Genomic DNA, 17,417 nt, shown 5'->3' with positions numbered 1-17,417 from the left:
TCGCTACCGCACGCACGCGAACGTGTCGGCTACCGTTGCGGACCATGGCGCGAACTGCCAAGAAGGCGATGTCGGAACTGGCCCAGCGCGGACCGCACGAGGTCCTGCACGGTGATCTGGCCCTCGCCGGGCTCCCCGGGGTGGTGTGCACTCCGCGAACCGGGCTCGGTAGGCCCGCCGTTGCTTTCGGGCACGGCTGGTTGCAACCACCCCGGCGCTACCTCGGCCTCCTCCGCCACCTGGCGTCCTGGGGCATCGTCGCGGCGGCACCCGGAACGCAGCGCGGCGCGCTGCCCTCGCACCGGCTGTTCGCCCAGGACCTGCGCACCGCGCTGGACATCTGCGTGGGCGTCCGCCTCGGCGACGGGGACATCAGCGTGGACGAGGGCAAGCTGGCCGTGGCCGGGCACGCGATGGGCGCGGGCTGCGCCGTGCTCGCGGCGGCCTCCGACGAGCGGATCAAATCGGTGGGCACGTTCGCGGTCTCGGAGACCATCCCGTCGGCGATCGCGGCGGCCCCGCGCGTGACGATTCCCGGCCTGCACGTGACCGGTGGGAACGATCTGCTGGCACCGCCGGTGTCCAACGCCGAACCCATCGCGGCGGCCTGGGGCGGTCCGGTTCAGGTCCGCACCGTGAAGAAGGCCAGCCACCTCGGCTTCACCGAGGGCAGGCACTGGTCCGAGCTGCTGCTGCACGGCAAGTCCCAGTGGGGCACGCAACGACTCGGCCGCGCCCTGCTCACGGCGTTCCTGCTGCACACCGTCGCGGGGGACAAGCGCGGGGACGCGCTGCTGGACAACGACGTTTCGGGTTGCGCTATCGACCAGGAGCACTCGCGAGGCGGCCTCGTCGTGGCCTGAGCCGACCGGCTGTCATCCGGTCGGTGCGGGTGGCCGACACCCGCACCGACCGTTCGAACTACCTCAACCAGCTGTCGTTCTCGAAATCGTCGTCCTCGTCGAACGCGGGGCGCCGGGGAGCCGGTTTGGGCGCCGCCGGCGGCGGAGCTGCCTGGGGCTGTGGTGATGGCTGCTGTGGTGATGGCTGCTGTGGTGATGGCTGCTGCGACGGCGATGGCTGCGGTGATGGTGACTGGGCGGCGGGCTGGGAGAGCTCATGCTGCCGCGACGGCGCCGCCGCCTCGTATTCCTCGTCCTCCCCGCCGAGGTCGATCTCGCTGCCGGTTTCCGCACGCGGCTGACTCCCCCACTCGTTGCGGGGCTTCTCGGCCGCTGCCTTGGCCTCGTCGACGCGTTCGGAGATCTCCTGCTGCCGCTGCGCGGCGGCTTCCTTGATCGCCTCGTTGTTCTTGCTCGCGGCCTGCTCCGCCCCCTTGACCACGTCGCGGGAGTCGTCGACCGAATATCGGTGCCGCGCCACCAGGGTCGCTACCTCGTCGGCGACCGCCTGATTGACCAGTGCCATTCAGCGCCTCACTTCCCGCCGTCCTCGCCGAGGACCGAGCGGTATCGCACGTTCGACGGATCGATCCCGTCGTCGAACAACTGTCCTTGGGTGCGCCAGGGGCTGTCGTTGGAGCGTTCCTGCTCGCCACCGCCCTGCTGCTGGCCGCCCATGCCTCCCATACCGCCCATCATGCCGCCGCCGGACGTGCCGCCGGAGCCCTGCCCGGACTGGCCACCGCCACCGGAGTCGCCCATCGACGCCATCCCGCCCGCACCTTGGGGACTGCCGGACTCCGGGCCCTGCATGCTCGCCATACCGGGCGCTCCGGAGCTCTCCCCGGACGACGGCGCCCGGCTCGACGCACCGTCGTCCTGCAACTGCCCGGACGCGCTGCCGAAGGAGTTCTGCGCGCCCTCTCCGAGACCACCCATCGAGGTCATGCCCGAGGACTGAGGAGTGGTCGGCGCAGCTCCTCCGTTCCCGGGCTCGCTCGCGGCGTCGCCGGCGGCACCCGGGAAGCCGGTTCCGGACCCGGCATCAGCGGTCATAGCCCCGGCCGAGGACGCGGCCGGGGCCGGGGCCGGGGCCGGTTCACCAGACGAATCGAATCCGCCCACCTGCGGCGGCGGCTCACTCCCACCGATGCCCGTCGAAGGCACCGGCTCCTCAAAACCACCCACCTGCGGCGGCGGCTCGCCCCCACCAATGCCCGTCGAAGGCACCGGCTCCTCAAAACCACCCACCTGCGGCGGCGGCTCGCCCCCACCAATGCCCGTCGAAGGCACCGAGGAATCATCGCCGAAGTTGATGGTCTGGCTCGTCGGCGGTTCTCCGCCGCCGTTGTCGATGTCGACCTGCATTCCACCGTCGGGACCTCGCTCCAGCGCGATCGTCCGACCACCGTCCTGGATGACGGCCTTGCCGTTCTCGTCGGCCTGGATCGGGGTGGACTGCGGTCCTCCCGGTTCTGCGGCACCGTCCGCCGGTGCGGGCATCGTGCCCATGCCGGGCTGGCCCGGAGGTTGGCCGGGCAGCTGGCCCGGCGACTGGCCGGGTGGTGGCTGGCCGCCGGGACCGGGTGCGGAACCTGGCTCGCCCTGGCCGCCTTCGGGACCGAACGAGACCTCGTAGGTCTTGGGCTGCCCGTCCTCCCCGATCACGGTCACCTCGGTGGTGCCCTGCTCGTTCGGCTCCTGGACGGTCACCGCGTCGTCGCCCTTGCCTAGCGTGACCTCTTCCGGCTGCCCCTGCTCGCCCGGACCGGAACCGGGTTCTTCCGGTCCGTCCATCTCCGGCGGCTTCGGGACATCCGGGGTCTCCGGGGCACCTCCCCCGGTGCCACCACCGGCACCGGCACCGCCGCCACCAGTGCCACCACCACCGGTACCGCCGCCTCCGGTGTCGCCGGAAGCAGGTTGGGCGGACGGGGTGTTTTCCGCGGACGGTTGCGCGGCCCTGTCGCCCTCCCCTTCGTCCTGCATCCCCTTGAACGGGTCGTCCTGCACCTCAGCGGCTTGGAGCATCGTGTCGTAGGCGGACTGCACGGTCTCCTGCACAGCACCGCTGCGTTCCTGGAACTGGCCGTACTTCTGCTGCATTTCCGGAATGAACGATCCATCGAGCCATTTCTTGGCGTCGTCGATCAACCCTTGCCGGATGTCATCGGCGGCGTCTTTTGCCCCTATGAGCTGGCCGAACAGCCCGCCGACGGGCCCACCGCAGATGAAGCCGATCGCCGCGTCCTTGATCACCGACCAGGTGCCCGAGAAGACGTCGTCGATGCCGACATCGGCGAGGTCCTCCATCTGGATGTCGCCGTTGGCCTTGCGGATCTCGTCTTTCGTCTCGTCCGGGGTCTTGCCCGCGCACTTCAGTTCCGGGGCGAGATCGAGCACGAATTTCGCGTACTCCCGAACGGCTTCCTGGATGCCGTCGACGGCGGGGACGATCGCCCCCGCGAAGGCCTCGGCGTCCTGGATGACGCTGGCACCGGCCTGGTTGTAGGACTGGACCTTGCCGCTCGCGGCTTCGGACGCCTCGCCCTTCCACGTCTCCTTCGTCCCGCGGAAGGTGTGGTCCATCGACTCGTTCTGCTCGCCGAGACCACTCTGGACGGAGGAGAGACGTTCGGCATCCTCCCGGAAAGCGCCGAAATCGATCTCCCGAACCTGGTCGTACTCCTTGACCACCTTGGGTTCGAAATCGGGTCCGCTACCGTTCCACTCCTTGTAGAGCGGCAGGAATTGCTCGAACAGGTCCAATCCCTGACGGGCGGGATCGAGCAGTTCGTCGGAAAGGTTGACCGCACCGCCGCTGTCGAGGGTCTGCTTGGCCTTCTCGTAGTTGCCTGCCCGTTCTTCGGCCGCCCGCTGCTTTTCCTGCAGGGCCGAGAAACCACCGTCGGTGAGTTCCTCGAAGGCGAGACCGCCGATCGGGTTGGCCACCTTGAGCGCGCCGTCCGCGATCGAACCGGCGTTGTCCTCCAGCCAACTGCCCGCGTCCGAAAGCGTGTCACCTGCCCAGCCGACCGCGTCGTCGACCGCACCACCTACCGCGCTGCCCACCTGCTCACCGGCCATACCACCGAGGACACCGCCGCCGACGGTCCCTGCCGGCCCGGCCAGCGTTCCCACACCCGCACCCACGCCCGCGCCGTAGGCGGTGCCGACGCCGCCTCCGAGGCTCTCGAAGAAACCTTCCTCGCCGCCCCCCGAACCCTGGCCCCCGCCGCCGTTACCACCGCCGTCGTTACCACCGCCGCCATTTCCGCCGCCGCCCTGGCCGTTCCCGCCCTGGCCGTTCCCACCCTGGGACTGGTTCGTCGCGGCGGGATCCGAACCCTGGCCCGGCTGCCCACCGGAGTTCTGACCGTCCCGCGTGTTCGATTCCTGCGCCTGTTCGGCCTGGGCCTGCTCAGCTTGCCGGGCCTCCGCGTAGGTGGACTCGGCGTTCGAATACGCGTCCTGCGTATCCGCATAGCCCGGCTGCGTGGACGACGAGGTGTCGCCCGGCGTAGTCGAGCCGCCCGGCGTAGTCGAGTTGCCCGGCGTGGTCGAGTTGCCCTGCTCGTCCCGATCGGTACTCGAGGTCTGGCCACTGGAATTCGTCGAGCTCGTGTCGTTCGAGCTCCCGCCCGTTTCCCCTCTCTTGACCATCAGACCTCAACCTTCCCGATCTCTTCGGCGCCGGACTCGTCACTGGCCTGGTACTGCTTCGCGGATTCCCCGAGGTTCTCGGAGAGCTTCGTGCCGTTCTCCGCGAAGGCCTTGACATTCGCGCCCAGTTTGTCCAGCGCCTCGCGATACGCCTGACCGGCCTCGTGGAACTTCCTGCCTGCTTTCTCCGGGCTCACCTTCGACTCGGTAACCCGGCCGGCCAAGTCCGCGATCCGATCGGCTCCGTCCGAAAATGCTGTCGCCGCTTTCTGGATATCGCTTCCAGAAGTCTCAGCCCCCGACATGAGCTCCCCTCCTCGACAACGCATGACGCCTCCACCAGCTCGCGCTGGGACGGCACGCACACTGGCCAGGTTCCTCATCCTGACAGGCGAGATCGGACACCAAGGCCGGTTCAGCGAGGTACTTGCAATAGTGAACAAACTTCGCGAATCCGATGCGCGTGAAAATCGCAGCGTTGCCCGGGGCACGGAGCCAGGGCTACCAACGTGCCCCGGGCAGCCTTGCCGGATCCACTCCGTGGATCTCGATCGAGGCGTGCCGCACCGGATGAAGCCGACGAGCCCGAGGCAACAGCGACTGGAGCAGGCGCCGCTTGAGCCCGGGCCGCTTGAGCAGGCGCAGAGCAGGCGCGGGGCAAGAACGACCGGGACAGGAGCGACCGGGGAGAGTCCGGATCTCGAAGCGGGCGATCAGCGGGCAGGCTCACCTACGCCGGGGGCGACCTGAACATCCCGCGACAAGCTCAGAGCAGGACGACCACGCCGGAGAGGAGCGCGGCAAGCCCTGCGCCCCCGACGACCACAACCAGCGGGAGGACCAGGACGATCAGCAGATCACCGGGCGTTCGCATGGCGAGTCCGCCTACCGCACCCGGCGCTGCTGCAAACGGTTGCTGAACCACGTCCCCCCGTCATGCGCAGCGTTGACGGCCCGAAGACCGGCTAGCGCGAGCGCGGAGAAGACGACGAGGCCCGCGACCAAGCCGACGGCGAGCAGTCCTACGAAGATGGCGACAACGATGGCACCCATGTGAGCAGACTCTCACACTTAGCCCCTCGGCGAGAGATCTCAGTCACAACCTTCACCGAATAGCCGCAACGACGTCCGCCAGTCGGTGAGCCACTCCCCCCGCGATGTCCTCGCTGGGGGCCTCGACCATGACGCGGACCAACTGCTCGGTGCCGGACGGGCGGAGCAGCACGCGACCGGTCTCGCCGAGCTCGTCTTCCGCCGCGGCCACTGCCGCCGCGAGGCCGGAATCGGCCATCACCAGGGCCTTGTCCGTCACCCGGACGTTGACCAGCATCTGCGGCAGGCGGGTCATCGTCGAGGCCAACGCGGCCAGGGGCGATTCCGTGGCTGCCATCCGACCCATCAGCCGCAGCGCCGTGATCAGCCCGTCGCCGGTAGTCGCGTGCCCGGGCAGCACCAGGTGACCGGATTGTTCGCCTCCGAGGGAGAACCCGCCGGCGCGGAGCTCCTCGAGGACGTAGCGATCACCCACCGAAGTGGTGCGCAGCTTCACCCCGCGATCACGCATGGCCAGGTGCAGGCCGAGGTTGCTCATCACCGTGGTGACCAGCGTCTCGTCGGAGAGCTCACCGGATTCCTTCATGGCCACCGCGAGGACCGCCATGATCTGGTCGCCGTCGACGGCGTTACCCGCCGCGTCCACCGCCAGGCAGCGGTCGGCGTCCCCGTCGTGGGCGATTCCCAGGTCCGCGCCGTGCTCGACAACCGCGCTCTGCAACACGTCGAGGTGCGTCGAACCGACACCGTCGTTGATGTTGAGCCCGTCGGGCTCGGAGTGGATCGCGACCACTTCCGCACCCGCACGGCGGTACGCCTCCGGCGCCGCCATCGATGCCGCGCCGTTCGCGCAGTCCACCACCACACGAAGGCCGTCGAGCGGCTGCGGGGTCGCCACGAGCAGGTGATCCACGTATCGCTGCACGGCGTCGGGAACATCACGAACCCGACCGACGTGCACACCCGTTGGCCGGTCGACTTCCTCGTGCAGTCGGGACTCGATCTCGTCCTCGACGACGTCCGGAAGCTTGTGCCCGCCCGCGGCGAAAAGTTTGATGCCGTTGTCCGGCATGGGATTGTGCGAGGCGGAAATCATCACGCCGAGGTCCGCCCCGACCTCGCCGACCAGGTGGGCCACCGCCGGGGTGGGCAGCACGCCGACCCGCAGCACGTCGGCACCCGCCGCTGTCAGACCCGCGGTGACCGCGGCTTCCAGCATTTCCCCGCTGGCGCGCGGATCCCGGCCGACCAGCGCGACCCGTCTACGCGAATCGTCCCGGTCGTAGAGCACCCTCGCTGCCGACGAAGCCACCGCCAACGCCAATTCCGGCGTCAGATCGGAATTCGCCAAACCACGGACCCCGTCGGTGCCGAAAAGTCGGGACATGGGCAGCAGGTCCTCCTGGATTCAACCGGGGGTATCAACGACTACGGGAGCAGCCCTCCGTCCGAAACGGACGAAAAGCTGCTCCCGCCAGTCGTGTCCATCGCCTGCCGCAGCAGGCACAACCGAGGTTCGGCGGTGCGGTACGGCACCGCCGATTCTGCTCCCCGGAGCAGTCGCGCGCAGGCTCAGCGCTTGCTGTACTGCGGAGCCTTGCGGGACTTCTTGAGTCCGTACTTCTTGCGTTCCTTCTCGCGGGAATCGCGAGTCAGCATGCCGGCCTTCTTCAGCGCCGGACGGTCGTCGCCGTCGAACTCGCTCAGCGCGCGGGCGAGCGCCATCCGAAGCGCACCGGCCTGGCCGGAGGGGCCACCGCCGCGAAGGTTCGCGGTCACATCGAAGCTGTCGATGCGCTCCACGGTCGCCAGCGGTTCCTTGATGATCTGCTGGTGAACCTTGTTCGGGAAGTAGTCCTCAAGTTTCTTGCCGTTGAGCTTGAAGCCACCGGCACCAGGTGCGAGCCGAACCCGGACCACGGCCTCCTTGCGGCGACCGACGGTCTGAACCGGCCGACCGGCCGGAACGGGAGCCGGCGTAACGCCCTCGGCGTCCTCGGCAAACGTCTCGAAAGCTTCAGTCTCGGGGACTGCAGTCTCCTCGGCGGCTGCGGTCTCCTCGACGGCTGCGGTCTCGGGAGCTGCAGTCTCCTCGACGGCTGCAGTCTCCTCCGGCTCAGGAGTGGTCACTTGCTGATCCTCGGGTCCTTCGGTCACTGTTCGACCTTCGCGTTGATCTGGAACGGCTGCGGGTTCTGCGCCACGTGGGGGTGTTCCGGCCCGGCGTAAACCTTGAGCTTCTTGCCCATGGCGCGGCCGAGCTTGTTCTTCGGAAGCATTCCCTTGATGGCCTTTTCGAGCAGCCGCTCAGGGTGGCGGTCCAGCACTTCACCGAAAGACTGCTTCCGCAGGCCGCCCGGGTATCCGCTGTGCCGGTAGTGGAAAGCCTGGTCGCGCTTACTACCGGTCAGGGCCACCTTCTCGGCATTGACGACGACGACGAAGTCGCCGGTGTCGAGGTGCGGAGCGTAGGTCGGCTTGTGCTTGCCGCGCAGCAGCGTGGCGGCTTGGGTAGCCAACCGGCCGAGCACCACGTCCTCGGCGTCGATCACATGCCAGGCGCGGGTCACCTCGCCGGCCTTGGGGCTGTACGTGCGCACGGGTCTACCTCGTCGTCGTTCGCGTCGGAATCTCGGTGCGGACCGTCGTATCCCTCTGGAACTGTCCGTCGGAATCACGCTCCGGTCGGATCCCTCGGCTTCGACCGGGGAACCGGCACATCCTGAATGCTGCCGCAGAACCTCCACCTCAGCTCTTGCTCTTCTGAGGCTGTCCACCGATCGAGCACTGCAGTCGCGCACCGCACAACAAAGAATCAGGGTACTTGTTGGCTGATGGCTCGGTCAAAACGGGTCCAGTCGCGGCAAATTACACCGTCGATCTAACGTTGACCTGCTCCATCGCCGAAACAAGCATAACCCGCGGCGCCGACGGCTCCACCGCCCCCCTCGCCCCGCGTGCCGGCGGGGCGGCCCGCCGCACCGAAACCAGCCCAGCGCACCAGCCCGGCGCACGTCGGTTCCGGGTGCGTTGGGTTCCGGGCGCGTTGGGTTCCGGGCGCGTTGGGTTCCGGGCGCGTTCGCGGGCGCGCGAGACACCGGGGCGTTTCAGCGGCGGCGCTGCCCACTTCCGACCGGACCCGCTCCCGACCGCAGCACCGCACCCGAACGACGACGTCCAGGACGCACTCCGGCCCCGGTTCGGCGAACCGGGGCCGGAAGCAACAGCCTGGACCGTCAGCCGCCGAAGCGAGCGGCGTTGCGCTTCTCACCCTGCTGGTACGAGTCGTTGGCGGCGCTGACCGCCATGCCCATCTTGGCAGCGATCTCCTGCATGTTCTGCGCGGCCTTGTCCCACTCGTCCTGAGCGACCTGGTAGGCCTCCTGCGCGGAACCTTCCCAGGTGGCGACCAGCGGCTTCAGGAAGCTCTCGAGCTCGTCGAGCTCGCTCTGGATCTTGCTGGCTGCCTGGCCGAGGTCGTCGGCGGCCTGGCTGAGCTGACCGAAGTCAACCTTGATCTCACCCATTGCTCTAATCCCCTCAAGTGATGTTGGTCAATCAAGCCGTAGCGGCGGACGGAAGAGTGCTCCGACTACCGGGCGGGAGCGGCGAATCACTTCGCGGTGTCACCGACCGGCCGCCGGATGCGTCCCCCCAGTTGCTCAGCCGCCGAGCATGCCCTCGATCTTGGACATCTCCGCAGCCTGCTCTTCCTCGCGCTGGGCGTAGTCCTGACCGGAGCTCTTGATGTTCTCGCTGATCTCGCCGAGCTTCTGGTTGATGGTCTTGGCGTTCTCCTGGAACTGGTCCATCAACTTCCGGAAGACGTCGGAAGCGCCACCACGCCAGCTGGCCATGACGGGCTCGATGTTGCCCTGCAGCTGCTGCACCGCGTTCTCGACGTTGGCGCGGACCTCTTCAACCTGACCCGATGCCTTGTCCATCAGGTCTGCGTCGGTACCGAAACCGCTCATCTCGGGTTGACCCCCTTCGGTCTGTTTTCCAGGTAGCCGACCGGCCGCCTGCGTCTCGAAGTTCTGCTGTGCCCTACGACGCAGACATTGCCATGTCCGGTTCCCTCCTGTCTCAGGTTTCTTCCAACCCGTTGCTCCTGTAAACGCCACGAGGCGAAACCCCAGGTCGGCCCGGTATTCGCCATTGCGAAATGCCGAGAGCAGCATCACTCGGAACGTTTGCTCTTGCTATTTCGCCGTCCACGACTCGGCATTCGAGTGAGGGGCGAATCCACTCACGGCATTCGCCTCACCACGAATCGACTCCGCGGAATCAGCGTTGACCGTTCCCAATTCGCGTTCGGAAATCCGCGACGACGCACCCGACGAACACGTCGGCGACCGCGGGCTGCCGCATGCCGATCCTCAGCGCACCACCAGGGAGCGGACGATCTGTTCGCAGGTGGCCCGCACCTCGCCCGGGCCGGCGGCACCGTGCTGGCATCCCACGCTCACGCGGTACCGCTTCTCGTGGATCACGTACCACTCGACGGTCGCGTCGGCCAGTTCTTCGCGGTAGAAGACCACGTCCCGCCCGCCGAAGTCCCGCGACTCGTCGAATCCGGAAAAGCGCTGTCCTTCGTTCACCTTCGTCACGTATTCGCGGCGGAGATCGGTGGCGGCATCGGCGGGATCGGAACGGCGGGACGCGAGCTCCCCCTGCTGTACGGCGATCAGGGTGTGGCCGCCACCGTTCTCCGGCTCGACGACGGTTTTCCACTTGGCGGGGTCCTCGGCGGTCTTCTGCCAGCTCGCCGGATATTCGAACGTGTACTGGTATGCGGTGAGCTGCTGGGACTGCCCCGGTCCACCGAGGAACAGAGCGAGGACGATTCCGAGCAGGACGACCGCTCCGAGGCCACCACTGATCAGCCACCGCTTGCGCACTCGAGAGCGGTGCGCGGCGCCCGGCGGCTGCACCGTCTTCGTCACGTCGCTGCCACCGATGACGATCGTCGAGGCCTGGCTGAGCGAGTCGTTCGCGGGCGCGCTCGCCTGCGCGGGCACCTGGACGGGCCCGGAGGACGGTCCGGAGGATGGGCCGGCGGGCTGGCCTCCGGGCGGAGTACCGGGGCCCGGAACTCCCGGCGACCGGCCCGGCCTCGGCGCACGAGGCGCTCCGCCCTGGGAAGGCGCGCCCTGCGAAGGCGCACCGTGGGGAGATGCGCCGTGGGGAGATGCACCGGGCGGGGCACACGCACCGGCGGCCACGGTGAGTCCGCCGGTGCGGTCAGGATCCTGCAGGACGGCGCGCAGCGCGCCTCTGGCTACGACCGTTTCGGGCTGGTCGAGGGTGGTGGGCAACACGCCGGTGCGCTCGTGGATCAACCGGGAGATCAACGGAATCCTGCTGGAGCCGCCCACCAGGAAGACTCCGACGAGTTGGCCGCGCGGAACCCGCCCTTCGCGCAGCGTGGTGGGCACGAGTTCGGCGGCCTTGCCCAGCGGCCCGGCCACGAGGCGCTCGAGGTCGGCGCGGGTGACGTGAGCATCGGAGAACGGCGCGGGCAACGGCACGTCGGTGTAGGTGTGCCGGGAGAGGGTTTCCTTCGCGCCTCGGATGTCCTGGCGCAGCACGCGACGGCGTCGTCGGTCGGCCATCGCGCGACCGGTGACGAGTTGTTTCCACTCGCTCCGGTCGGCGCCGGTGACGATGCCTCCGACGTGTTCGAGCAGCGCCTGGTCGATGTCGGCTCCACCGAAGTCGGGATCGCCTCGGGTCGCCAGCACGCGGAAGCTCGATCCGCGCTTGGCGACGACGCTGGCGTCGACGGTCCCGCCGCCCAGGTCGAGGACCGCGAGCGCACCGCCGTCGGGCAGGCCGTGGCCCGCGGAGTGGAAGACGGCGGCGGCGACCGGTTCGGGCACGAGGGCGAGTTCTCTGGCCAATCCCGCGGCAGCTTGCCGCAGCTGTTGGGTGCGGACCGAGCCCCAGTCGGCCGGGTGGGTCAGCACGAGCAGGTCGACCGCGGCGTTTCCCGCGTAGCGGCGGGCTTCGCCGACGACGCGTTGCAGTACGGCCCGCACCACGTCGCCGACTTTGAGCACCGCGTTGCCCAGCAGTAGTTCGCCTTCGTCGATGCGCCGCTTGGGGTGTGGTTCGAATCGCGCGGGGTCCACCGCCGCCTGCCGCTCGGCTTCTTGACCGACGAACAGGGTGCCGTCGGCTGCCGCGAACACGGCCGATGGCACGAGTGGTTGGCCGTCGATGACGACAACCTGCGGATCTCCACCGTCGACCGAGACGACCGTGCAGGTGCTCGAGGTACCGAAATCGACCGAGACGCGCAGGGACACGCACAACTCCTTCACCGTCGACCCGCTTCGTGCTGGTGGCGACGTTGTCGTGACGGATCGCGCTGTTCCGCGAATCCGGCTCCCCCTCGGGGCACCTTAGAGGCTAGGAGTGCGCCCCCTCCAACATTCAGCCCCTGATCGAGTGGATCACACGAGTGGCTCTTGACGAACGGGTCCGCCGATGGATCCGCGTTTCGCAGAGCTAGTTTCCCGAGCGCACCTGCTGTACACGATTGTCAAGGGCGGTGCGGATTTCGCCCGCACCGAGCGGTGCGACGACCAGTTCCGCTTCGTTTCCGGGGCGGTGTTGTTCGCTTACCCCGTAGCGGCCGTCCGGTTCGAACGCGTCGAACCATTTGAACGGCGCGGAACGTCGTGGGCTGCCCGAGCGATCGCGCAGGTTGGCGGTGAACTGACCGTCCCGCAGGTGTTCGGTTTCGACGATCTCCTTGAAGGCGTTCGCGCCGCGTTCGTCGGGGCTCGACCTGTTCGGCCGCATGACGTCGATTTCTTCTTCTTCGTCGTCGTTGCCACCTCCGGGAGCCAGCGCGCTCACCGGGACCGCCGTGCGGGCGCGGTTTCCCGGCGGGGTGGGCGGCATGCCGGAGAGCACGGCCGCGCTGACGGAGGTCCGCGGATGCACGGTGATCTGCACATCACCACCGAGCCGTTCGGTCTCGCCCGGTCCTTGCACGAACAGGATGGAGGCGTCTTCGGCGACGACGGACATGAGCCGGGTCGGAGATGGCTCGACGTCGTCGACGGTCCAGAGCCCTTCGATCCAGAGCCCTGGTTTGGCGATCTGCGCAAGCACCTGCCCGAAGCGGGGGTTGAGGAATCCGCCGCCGATCACTCCGGCCGCTTCCATTTCGGGAATGGCGCGTTGTTTGAGGACGGCTCGTTCTTCGAGCGTCGCCCCGTGGGAGCGGACCGCGATCGGGAACGGGTACTCGTCGAAGCCGCCGATCTCCCAGCACAGGTCGAACCACAGCGGTGGCAACAGCCAGCGCTCGGACACTCTTCACCCCACATTTCGCTGCTCGCACCGTTTTCGGTGCCATGACGGCCCGCGCGCGATCGCCTGGTCGCGGTCGCGCGCGGAATTCGATGAGTTCGCTCGGCCCGGCTCGGACGCCGAAGACGACTGAGCCGTGTACCAGCAGTGACGGACGTGCGCTCAGGCAAGCGCCAGGCACACGACCGTCAGGTTTGTGCGCGTCATTATCGCACCCGCCGCGCCCCGGCGGTGGCTGATTCGGGCAGCGGGGACGCCGCGAGCGCGGAGTCCGTCCGCACCGCCGACGCCGCGAGCGCGGAGTCCGTCCGCACCGCCGACGTCGCGATCCTCGTCCAGCCGGGACGCACCGCAGCAGTCGCGCGTTCCAGGATCTGTTTCCCAGACGGTGTCAGCCGTCTTCCGCACGGGCCCCGGGGTGCCCGGTGGCGGGTTCTCCGGTGGGTGCCCACCACCCGATCCGCTTGCGAGACACTCCCTAGCGCACCCACTGGTAGCGGTGTTCCGGCCTGCCCGCCGATCCGTAGCGCATGTGCAGCACGGCCTTTCCGTCGACGCACAGGTGCTCGAGGTAGCGTCGCGCGGTCACCCGCGCGATCCCGGCGCGTTCGGCCACTTCCACGGCCGACAGGTCGGCATCCGCGGCGCGCAGCGTCTCCGCCACCAGTTGCGCCGTTTCCGCCGTCACCCCTTTCGGCAGGCTCGCCCGGGTGGCCGGGCGGCGCACGCCGAACACGCGGTCCACATCGCGCTGGGTGGCCTGCTCACCGCTGGTGAACTTGTCCCGCACCGCGGCGAAGCGCTCCAGCTGTTCGCCCAGCGCGGCCAGGTTGAACGGTTTGATCAGGTAGTACATCGCGCCGCCGTGCAGCGCCGCGCGCACGTTGTCGATGTCGCGCAGCGCGGTGATCACCAGGACGTCCACGGGCATGCCCGCGTCGGGCTCGTCGGGGGCCCGGAGCTGCTGCAGCACGCTGATGCCGGACATGTCCGGCAGGTAGAGGTCGAGCAGGACGAGATCGGGCTGGTACTCGGCCGCCGCGCGCAACGCGTCCGCGCCGGTGTGGGCCACGCCGGCGACCGTGAACCCGGGGACGGAGTCGATGAATTCCCGGTGGTTTCGGGCCACGCGCGCGTCGTCGTCGACGATGAGCACCGACAGCACCGGATCGTCACCTCCCGCTCGGTGTCCGGACGGCCATGTGGTGACCGCCACCGGCTTGCTAGTGCGCATCCTCCCGCACCGGCAGGTGGGCGCTGAACACGGTCTCCTCGGTGGTGTCCACTTCCACCCACCCGTGCCAGCGCTCGCAGGACTGCCGCACCAGCGCCAGACCCAGCCCCCGGTGCCCCGGTCCGTCGTGGTCCTTGGTGCTCGCCCCGGCGGTGAACACGTCTCCGGCGACCTCGGGCGAGATACCGGGCCCCGAGTCGGTGACGCGGATTTCCAGCAGCGGAGCGGCCTCCCGATGCAGGCGCACGAGCAGCTCCACCCACCCGGACTCGCCCACGGCGTCGAACGCGTTGTCCACGAGGTTGCCCACGACGAGCAGCACGTCGTGCCGCAGCTGCGGCGGCAGTTCGTCCGGCACGTCGCTGAACGCGGCGAGTTCGAACTCCACGCCCTGCTCGGAGGCTTGTGCTGACTTCGCCAGCACCAGCGCGGCCAGCGTCGTGTCGTGGACGTGTTCGGACACGGATGTGCTCGCCTGCGTCGTCGTCGCGGACAATTCGGACAGGTACTCGCGGGCCGCGGTGACCGCGCCGAGGTCGAGCATGCCGGTCACGGTGTGGATGCGGTTGGCGAACTCGTGGGTCTGCGCGCGCAGCCCGTTGGCCATGGTGCGCACCCCGTCGAGTTCGCCGCCGAGCCGCACGAGTTCGGTGTGGTCGCGCGAGGTCACCAGCCGGCCGGTGCCCTGGCCGTCGATGCGCACCGGCCGGTGGTTGCACACGAGGAGTCGACCGCCCACGCTCAGGAACACGTCCTCCCGGGGGTCGGCACCACGCAGCACGTCCCGCAGCTGCTCGTCGAGCCCCAGCTCACGCGGGGTGCGTCCGATGCAGTCCGCAGGCAGCGCGAACATCTCCCGGGCCGAGTCGTTGGCCAGCAGCACGGTCCCGTCCGCGCCGACGGCGAGCACTCCTTCGTTGATCGCGTAGAGCAGGGCCTCGCGGCTTTCCAGCAGTTCGGTGATCTCGCCCGGTTCGAGCCCGTGCGTTTTCGCGCGGATCTTCCGGGAGAGCCACAGCGCACCGACCGCGCCGACCACGAGCGCGAACAGCAGGGTCGTGCCGATGGCGGGCAGTGTGTTCGACGCGGCCAGCGTGACCCGCGAGGACAGCACTCCGACGGAGACGTAGCCGACGACGTTGTCGGCCACATCGCGGACCGGCACCCGGGCGCGCAGGGTGAGACCGGCCGGTCCCCACTCCACACCGGTCCACGTGTTGCCCGCCAGCACCGGGGTGGGGTCGGTGTGCGGGCGGCCGCCGATGGCGCGCGGGTCGGGGTGGGAGTGCCGGATGCCGTCGGCGTCGACGATGACGACGTAGCGGAAATCGGAGGCGCGGCGCAGCGTTTCGGCCAGCGAGGCGATCTCTCCGTGGTGTCGGGGGTCGGCGAGGTAGTCGCGCACTTCGGGCAGCGCGGCCACCGACTGCGCCATCGTCATCGCGCGCTGACGGTATTCGGCGCGGGCGTCCCGGTATTCGTGTGCCGTCCACAGCGCCCCCGCGGCGGTGAGCGTGACGACGAGCAGCACCGTGATCGCCAGGAGCAGGTAGCGGGTCAGCGACAGACGCGGCGGGCGGAAGGCGCGATTCGTCATGAGGTCAGCACCGTCCGTGGCACGAATTTCGCGGGACCAATATGACCATTAGCGATCCAATGAACAAAAACTTGTGACCCCGACCATGCGCGGTTCAGGGTTTCGCAAATCGCCGTACATCCGGGTGAAACATCACGCCCGGTGCGGGCGAGCCGCGATTCCCCGAATGACACACGCAGGAGACCGAACATGCTCAGCATCATCGGCTTCGCGATCATCGCGTCCATCGCGACGCTGTTGATCCTCGGCCGAATAGCCCCGGTCGTCGGGATGACCGTCATTCCCACGATCGGCGCCTTCATCGCAGGATTCAGCCCGAGCGACATCGGCGAGTTCTTCGACTCCGGACTGGAATCGGTGCTCGACGTCGCCGTGATGCTCGTGTTCGCCATCCTGTTCTTCGGCATCATGAACGACGTCCGCCTGTTCAACCCGCTGATCAACGTGATGGTGCGGGTCAGCCGGGGCAATGTCGTCGGCGTCGCCGTGGTCACCGTGATCATCGGCGTCGTCTGCCACCTCGACGGCTCCGGAGCGACGTCGTACCTGATCGCCATCCCCGCGCTCCTCCCGCTGTACAAACGGCTCGGCATGAGCCCGTACCTGCTCATGCTGCTGCTGAGCACCAGCATGGCGATTCTCAACATGCTGCCTTGGGGCGGCCCCGTCGGGCGTGCGGCGGCCGCGACCGGGCACGACCCGATCGAGCTGTGGCACGGGTTGATTCCGCTGCAGGCCGTGGGTGTCGTCCTGCTCATGGGCATGGCCGCGCTGCTCGGCCTGCGCGAGCAGCGGCGCATCGTCCGCCGCGTCGCGTCACCGGTGCCCGCGATGGCCGGTGCCGGTGCGCCGGCCGACGACGAAGTGGGTTCGACCGGTTCCTCGGTGATCTCCGGTGGTCCCGTGGCTTCCGGTGGTCCCGTGGCTTCCGGCGGTTCTGCGGTTTCCGGCGGTTCGGGCGCGAGTTCGGACGCCGGGGAGGGTTCGGATCCGGGTTCCGAGGAACCGGAGGAGCTGCGCGGGCCTTACCTGCCCTGGTTCAACGGGCTGCTCATCCTGTCGGTGCTCGGCGTGCTCGTCGCGGATGTGCTGCCGTCCGGGCTGGTGTTCATGCTCGGGCTCAGCGCTGCTCTGGTGGTCAACTACCCGCGCGTCTCCGACCAGATGGAGCGGATCCGCGCGCACGGCGGTGGTGCGCTCGGCACGGGCGCGATCATCTTGGCCGCCGGGTGTTTTCTGGGTGTGCTCACCGAGTCGGGCATGCTGCGGTCGCTGGCCGGCGACATGATCTCCGTGCTGCCCGAGTCGATCGTGCCGTACCTGCACCTCATCGTCGGTGTGTTGGGAATGCCGTTCGAAATCGTGCTCAGCACCGACGCGCACTACTTCGCGCTGCTGCCGCTGGTGCACGACGTTTCCACGCAGCTCGGCGTCGGGTCGGTCACCGTCGTGTACGCGGTGCTGATCGGCAACGTGATCGGCACCTACATCAGCCCGTTCAACGCCTCGGTGTGGCTGGGCATCGGTCTCGCGGGCGTGGACATGGGCAAGCACATCCGCTACTCGTTCCTGCCGATGTGGGCTTTCAGCATCGTGATGCTGGTGGTGGCGGTGCTGCTCGGTGTGATCGCGCTGTAGGTCG

15 protein-coding genes are annotated in these 17,417 nt (G+C 68.5%); 2 read left to right on the top strand and 13 right to left on the bottom strand.

The genetic code is table 11. From position 1 onward, the window contains the following. Nucleotides 1-44: 44 nt before the first annotated feature. Nucleotides 45-863 (top strand): dienelactone hydrolase family protein, encoded by an 819-nt coding sequence (locus ACYVAN_RS18120; RefSeq protein ID WP_460961145.1) that lies wholly within the window; start codon nt 45-47, stop codon nt 861-863. A gap of 58 nt (nt 864-921) precedes the next feature. Here the strand turns inward: ACYVAN_RS18120 and ACYVAN_RS18115 are convergent, their stop codons facing one another. The 13 genes from ACYVAN_RS18115 to ACYVAN_RS18055 all read right to left on the bottom strand — a co-directional run bounded on the left by ACYVAN_RS18115 (nt 922) and on the right by ACYVAN_RS18055 (nt 15,775). Further along, nucleotides 922-1,428 carry a hypothetical protein gene (locus ACYVAN_RS18115; protein ID WP_460961143.1) on the bottom strand — a complete coding sequence of 169 codons (507 nt, stop codon included), beginning with the start codon at nt 1,426-1,428 and terminating at the stop codon, nt 922-924. An 8-nt stretch (nt 1,429-1,436) separates the two neighbouring features. Next, nucleotides 1,437-4,565: a WXG100 family type VII secretion target gene (locus tag ACYVAN_RS18110; RefSeq protein WP_460961141.1), complete on the bottom strand. Its 3,129-nt coding sequence runs from the start codon at nt 4,563-4,565 to the stop codon at nt 1,437-1,439. Next, a complete protein-coding gene (locus ACYVAN_RS18105; protein ID WP_460961140.1) occupies nt 4,565-4,870 on the bottom strand; it encodes a type VII secretion target in 306 nt (101 codons plus the stop codon). The genes ACYVAN_RS18110 and ACYVAN_RS18105 overlap by 1 nt, the downstream gene beginning before the upstream one ends. A gap of 580 nt (nt 4,871-5,450) precedes the next feature. Beyond that, nucleotides 5,451-5,618 (bottom strand): hypothetical protein, encoded by a 168-nt coding sequence (locus tag ACYVAN_RS18100; protein ID WP_460961138.1) that lies wholly within the window; start codon nt 5,616-5,618, stop codon nt 5,451-5,453. Between the two features lie 52 nt (nt 5,619-5,670). Then, entirely contained in the window at nt 5,671-7,005 is a 1,335-nt protein-coding gene (gene glmM, locus ACYVAN_RS18095; protein ID WP_460961136.1) for a phosphoglucosamine mutase, read from the bottom strand. A 185-nt stretch (nt 7,006-7,190) separates the two neighbouring features. Then, nucleotides 7,191-7,748, bottom strand: a complete 558-nt coding sequence (gene rpsI / locus ACYVAN_RS18090) for a 30S ribosomal protein S9 (protein WP_460961134.1) — start codon at nt 7,746-7,748, stop codon at nt 7,191-7,193. A gap of 23 nt (nt 7,749-7,771) precedes the next feature. After that, nucleotides 7,772-8,218 (bottom strand): 50S ribosomal protein L13, encoded by a 447-nt coding sequence (gene rplM / locus ACYVAN_RS18085; protein WP_460961132.1) that lies wholly within the window; start codon nt 8,216-8,218, stop codon nt 7,772-7,774. Nucleotides 8,219-8,854: 636 nt separating this feature from the next. Next, entirely contained in the window at nt 8,855-9,145 is a 291-nt protein-coding gene (locus ACYVAN_RS18080; RefSeq protein ID WP_460961130.1) for a WXG100 family type VII secretion target, read from the bottom strand. A 135-nt stretch (nt 9,146-9,280) separates the two neighbouring features. Further along, nucleotides 9,281-9,592 (bottom strand): WXG100 family type VII secretion target, encoded by a 312-nt coding sequence (locus tag ACYVAN_RS18075; RefSeq protein ID WP_460961128.1) that lies wholly within the window; start codon nt 9,590-9,592, stop codon nt 9,281-9,283. A 405-nt stretch (nt 9,593-9,997) separates the two neighbouring features. After that, nucleotides 9,998-11,929 carry a type VII secretion-associated protein gene (locus ACYVAN_RS18070; RefSeq protein ID WP_460961126.1) on the bottom strand — a complete coding sequence of 644 codons (1,932 nt, stop codon included), beginning with the start codon at nt 11,927-11,929 and terminating at the stop codon, nt 9,998-10,000. Between the two features lie 202 nt (nt 11,930-12,131). Next, nucleotides 12,132-12,947 carry an ESX secretion-associated protein EspG gene (locus ACYVAN_RS18065; protein WP_460961124.1) on the bottom strand — a complete coding sequence of 272 codons (816 nt, stop codon included), beginning with the start codon at nt 12,945-12,947 and terminating at the stop codon, nt 12,132-12,134. Between the two features lie 475 nt (nt 12,948-13,422). Beyond that, nucleotides 13,423-14,178 carry a response regulator gene (locus ACYVAN_RS18060; RefSeq protein WP_460961122.1) on the bottom strand — a complete coding sequence of 252 codons (756 nt, stop codon included), beginning with the start codon at nt 14,176-14,178 and terminating at the stop codon, nt 13,423-13,425. Beyond that, nucleotides 14,168-15,775, bottom strand: coding sequence for an ATP-binding protein (locus ACYVAN_RS18055; protein WP_460961120.1), 1,608 nt, complete (start codon nt 15,773-15,775; stop codon nt 14,168-14,170). The genes ACYVAN_RS18060 and ACYVAN_RS18055 overlap by 11 nt, the downstream gene beginning before the upstream one ends. A gap of 189 nt (nt 15,776-15,964) precedes the next feature. Between ACYVAN_RS18055 and ACYVAN_RS18050 the strand changes: the two genes are divergently transcribed. Continuing rightward, nucleotides 15,965-17,413, top strand: coding sequence for a CitMHS family transporter (locus ACYVAN_RS18050; protein WP_460961118.1), 1,449 nt, complete (start codon nt 15,965-15,967; stop codon nt 17,411-17,413). Nucleotides 17,414-17,417: the final 4 nt, after the last annotated feature.

Source organism: Parasphingorhabdus pacifica, assembly GCF_054779195.1.
This window is presented reverse-complemented; position numbering and strand designations above follow the sequence as displayed.